Origin of the sequence: Synechococcus sp. CCY9201 (assembly GCF_034931105.1) — a bacterium.
GTDB lineage: Bacteria > Cyanobacteriota > Cyanobacteriia > PCC-6307 > Cyanobiaceae > CBW1002.
On sequence record NZ_JAYGIC010000102.1, the window covers coordinates 1 to 4,049 of the forward strand.

Here is a 4,049-nt window from a genome sequence, read left to right on the forward strand (position 1 = left end):
CCGTGCTTGCGAACCCAGGCGTGCTGCTGCTCTACGGGGCGGCCGGTGCGGCGGCGGGCCTGCATCTGCTGCATGGCGTCGAGAGCGCCCATCGCAGCCTCGGCTGGCTCGATCCCGCCAACGCCGGTCCTATCCGCATGGCCGGTCGGTGGCTGGCGCTGCTGCTGGGGGGCGGCTTCACGCTGCTGCCGCTGGCGCTGGTGCTGCAGGGGGTGGGCCGATGACGGCAGCCCCCATGGCGAACGCCTCCCCTGACGATCTCCGGCTGGATCCGTGCCTGCCGGCGGGGCCGCTGGCCACGGCCTGGGAGCGCACCCTGCTGGATCTGCCACGGATCAGCCCGGCCAACAAACGGGGTCTGCGGGTGCTGGTGGTGGGCAGCGGCCTGGCGGGGGCCTCGGCGGCCGCCACCCTGGCGGAGCAGGGCTACGCGGTGGACGTGGTCACCTATCACGACAGCCCCCGCAGGGCCCATTCGGTGGCGGCCCAGGGGGGCATCAATGCCGCCAAGAATTACGCCGGCGATGGCGACAGCATCGAACGGCTGTTCCGCGACACGGTCAAGGGAGGCGACTTCCGTGCTCGCGAGGCCGGCTGCCATCGCCTGGCGGAGATCAGCGGCCGCCTGATCGACCATTGCGTCGCCCAGGGGGTGCCCTTCGCCCGGGAGTACGGCGGCACCCTCGCCAACCGCAGCTTCGGCGGTGCCCTGGTCAGCCGCACCTTCTATGCCCGCGGCCAGACGGGCCAGCAGCTGTTGTATGGCGCCGTTCAGGCCCTGCTGCGGCAGGTGGAGGCCGGTCGGGTGCGCCTGCTCTGCCGGCGCGACATGCTCGATCTGATCACGGTCGACGGCGTCGCCCGGGGCGTGGTGTGCCGCCACCAGCTCAGTGGCGCCCTGGAGTGCCACACCGCCCACGCCGTGCTGCTGGCCAGTGGTGGCTATTCCAACGTCTATTTCCTTTCCACCAATGCGGTGAAGTCGAATGCCACCGCGCTCTGGTGCGCCCATCGCCGCGGCGCCTGGTTCGCCAACCCCTGCTTCACCCAGGTCCACCCCACCTGCATCCCCAGCGGCGGCGCCTTCCAGAGCAAGCTCACCCTGATGAGCGAGAGCCTGCGTAACGACGGGCGGGTGTGGCTGCCCCTGCGGCCCGGCGACGACCGGCCGCCGGCGGAGATTCCCGAGGCCGAGCGCGACTACTTCCTCGAACGTCACTACCCCACCTACGGCAATCTCGTGCCCCGCGATGTGGCCTCCCGCCGGGCGCGCGAACGTTTTCTCGCCGGCCAGGGGGTCGGCCCCGGCGATGGCGGCTCCGGCGGCGCCCAGGGGGTGTATCTCGACCTGGCCGAGGCGATCGCCCGTGATGGCCGGGCCGCGATCGAGGCCCGCTACGGCAACCTGCTGCAGATGTATGCGCGCATCACCGGCGAGGATCCCTTCGCCAGGCCGCTGCGCATCGCTCCCGCTCCCCACTACACGATGGGCGGGCTCTGGGTGGACTACCACCTGATGAGCACGATTCCCGGTCTGTTTGTGCTGGGGGAGGCCAATTTCTCCGAGCATGGTGCCAATCGGCTCGGGGCCAGCGCCCTGATGCAGGGCCTGGCGGATGGCTATGTCATTGCCCCGGCCACGGTGACGGCCTGGCTGGCGGGGCATCCCCAACCGGAGGTGGGGCCCGAGCACCCCGCCTGCCGCGCGGCGATCGCGGCCGTGCGCGCCCGGATCGATCACCTCTCGGCGATCGGCGGCAGCAGCTCGGTGGATGGGCTGCATCGCGAGCTGGGGCTGCTGATGCTCGATGTCTGTGGCATCAGCCGCCAGGCCGACGGCCTGCGTCGCGGGCTGGAGGAGGTGGCGCAGCTGACGCGGCGTTTCCACGACGATCTCCGCCTGCCCGTGGTGGATACCCCCATCCAGGGCGAACTGGAGAAGGCCCTGCGGCTGGAGGATTTCCTCGGCCTGGCTGATCTGATGCTGCGCGATGCCCTGGCCCGGGAGGAATCCTGTGGGGCCCATTTCCGCGAGGAGCACCAGAGCGAAACCGGCGAAGCCCTGCGTGACGACGCCCATTTCGCCCACATCGCCGCCTGGGAGCATCGCCAGGGCAGCGTGCCGCAGCGCCACATCGAGCCCCTCCGCTTCAGCAGCGTGGTTCCCCAGGCGCGTGACTACCGATGAGCCGCACCCTCTGCCTCACCCTGCGGATCTGGCGCCAGGCCGGCCCGGATGCTCCCGGGGGCTTCGAGACCCATCGGCTCGAGGGAGTGTCTGCCGATCTCTCCCTGCTGGAGGCCCTCGATCAGCTCAATGAGCAGCTGATCGCCGCCGGCCAGAGGCCCGTGGGCTTCGATCACGACTGCCGCGAAGGCATCTGCGGCAGCTGCGGCTTTCTGGTGAACGGCCAGGCCCACGGACCCCTCGCCGCCACCACGGTCTGCCAGCTGTATCTGCGCCACATCGACGACGGCGCCACGCTGGTGCTCGAACCCTGGCGGGCCAGGGCCTTTCCGGTGCTGCAGGATCTCTGCGTCGATCGCTCCGGCTTCGATCGGATCCTGGCGGCGGGGGGCTACTGCTCCGTGAACACCGGCAGTGCGCCGGAGGCCAACACGATGCTGATCGGTCGCGAGCAGGCGGCTTCGGCCTTCGACACGGCCACCTGCATCGGCTGCGGAGCCTGCGTGGCCAGCTGCCGCAACGCCTCCGCCAGCCTCTTCGTGGCGGCCAAGCTGGCCCACCTCGGCCAGTTGCCCCAGGGCCAGCCGGAGCGAGGGCAGCGGGCCCGGGCCCTGCAGCAGCGCATGGCAGACGAAGGCTTCGGCAGCTGCAGCAACACCCTGGAGTGCGAGGCGGTCTGCCCCCAGCAGATCTCCGCCGACTGGATCAGCTGGATGCACCGGGAGGCCCGGCATGATTAGGGCTGTGGCGCTGCCGCTGCCTTGAACGCAACTCCAGCTCCACGAACCGCCCCAGAGCCGATCCCCTCGCTGAGCCACCTCAACGCCGCCGGCGAGGTGCACATGGTGGAGGTGGGTGATCGGGCCGCCACCGATCGCCGTGCCGTGGCCGAGGGCTTTCTTGCCATGGAGCCGGCGGTGCTGGCCCTGGTGCTGGAGGGCCGGGCCCCCAAGGGCGACGTGCTGGCGGTGGCACGGGTGGCGGCGATCCTGGCCGCCAAGCGCACCTGGGAGCTGATCCCCCTCTGCCATCCGATCGCCCTGAGCGGTGTGGGGGTGCGGATCGAACCTGCCGCCGATGGCAGCGGCCTGCGCCTGGAGGCGACGACCCGCACCACCGCCCCCACCGGCGTGGAGATGGAGGCCCTCACCGCCGTGCAGGTGGGGCTGCTCACCCTCTACGACATGCTCAAATCCGCCGATCCGGCGATGACGATCGGCCCGGTGCGGCTGCTCACCAAGGAAGGGGGACGCCATGGCCCCTGGCAGCGCCCATCGGTCAGCCCTGACCCAGGCTGAACCTCGCGCCCCCTGTCCTGAGGGCGCCCCTTCGATCCCTGTCACCTCGTCGCGCCCAGTCATGGTCAAGCCCGTCTTCGTGACCACCACCTTCACGATTGAGGGTTACGCGATTCGTGAGTACAAGGGCATCGTGCGCGGCATCGTGGTGCGCTCGCCCACCCTGATCCAGGGCTTTCTCGGTGGCCTCAAGTCGATGATCGGCGGCCGCATCGGTGCCTACACCGAGATGTGTGAACAGACCCGCCAGCAGGCCTACGACCAGATGGTGGCCCATGCCCGCCAGCTCGGTGCCAATGCCATCGTGGGCACCCGCTACGACGGCTCCGAGGTGGAGAGCGGCGCCACCGGTGCCACCGAAGTTCTGTGTTACGGCACGGCCGTGGTGGTGGAGCGCCTCGCTGCCGGGCCGCCGCCGCTGCCCACGTCGCCCTTCCCTCCCACCTGAGCTCCGTTGCCGATGTCGTCTGCCCTCCCCGCCGGCGTGCCGGTGCCGGCCGATCCCTTCCCGCCCGAGGGCCTGCCCCTCGAGCAGGCGCGGCGTCTGGTGCTGGCCAGCCTGC

Annotated in this window: 4 protein-coding genes and 1 pseudogene; all 5 read left to right on the plus strand. The window is 70.7% G+C overall.

Features of this window, described 5'->3' with window-relative positions:
- Positions 1–224: pseudogene (locus VB716_RS10165) on the plus strand (succinate dehydrogenase); the annotation flags it as partial.
- Positions 221–2,188, plus strand: coding sequence for a fumarate reductase/succinate dehydrogenase flavoprotein subunit (locus VB716_RS10170; RefSeq protein ID WP_323270384.1), 1,968 nt, complete (start codon positions 221–223; stop codon positions 2,186–2,188). The pseudogene VB716_RS10165 and the gene VB716_RS10170, both read left to right, overlap by 4 nt.
- On the plus strand, positions 2,185–2,928 hold the full coding sequence (locus VB716_RS10175; RefSeq protein WP_322757903.1) for a succinate dehydrogenase/fumarate reductase iron-sulfur subunit: 744 nt from the start codon (positions 2,185–2,187) through the stop codon (positions 2,926–2,928). The genes VB716_RS10170 and VB716_RS10175 overlap by 4 nt, the downstream gene beginning before the upstream one ends.
- Before the next feature lie 21 nt (positions 2,929–2,949).
- Positions 2,950–3,486: a cyclic pyranopterin monophosphate synthase MoaC gene (moaC, locus tag VB716_RS10180; protein ID WP_323270385.1), complete on the plus strand. Its 537-nt coding sequence runs from the start codon at positions 2,950–2,952 to the stop codon at positions 3,484–3,486.
- 61 nt (positions 3,487–3,547) lie between these two features.
- The gene (locus VB716_RS10185; protein WP_323270386.1) at positions 3,548–3,934 is read left to right on the plus strand and encodes a YbjQ family protein; all 387 of its coding nucleotides are present in this window, start codon (positions 3,548–3,550) and stop codon (positions 3,932–3,934) included.
- Positions 3,935–4,049 lie beyond the last annotated feature (115 nt).

Bases quoted from the DNA above. Each gene is read 5' to 3' on its own strand.
- VB716_RS10170 (WP_323270384.1), top strand. From the start codon at position 221: ATGACGGCAGCCCCCATGGCGAACGCCTCCCCTGACGATCTCCGGCTG.
- VB716_RS10175 (WP_322757903.1), top strand. From the start codon at position 2,185: ATGAGCCGCACCCTCTGCCTCACCCTGCGGATCTGGCGCCAGGCCGGC.
- VB716_RS10185 (WP_323270386.1), top strand. From the start codon at position 3,548: ATGGTCAAGCCCGTCTTCGTGACCACCACCTTCACGATTGAGGGTTAC.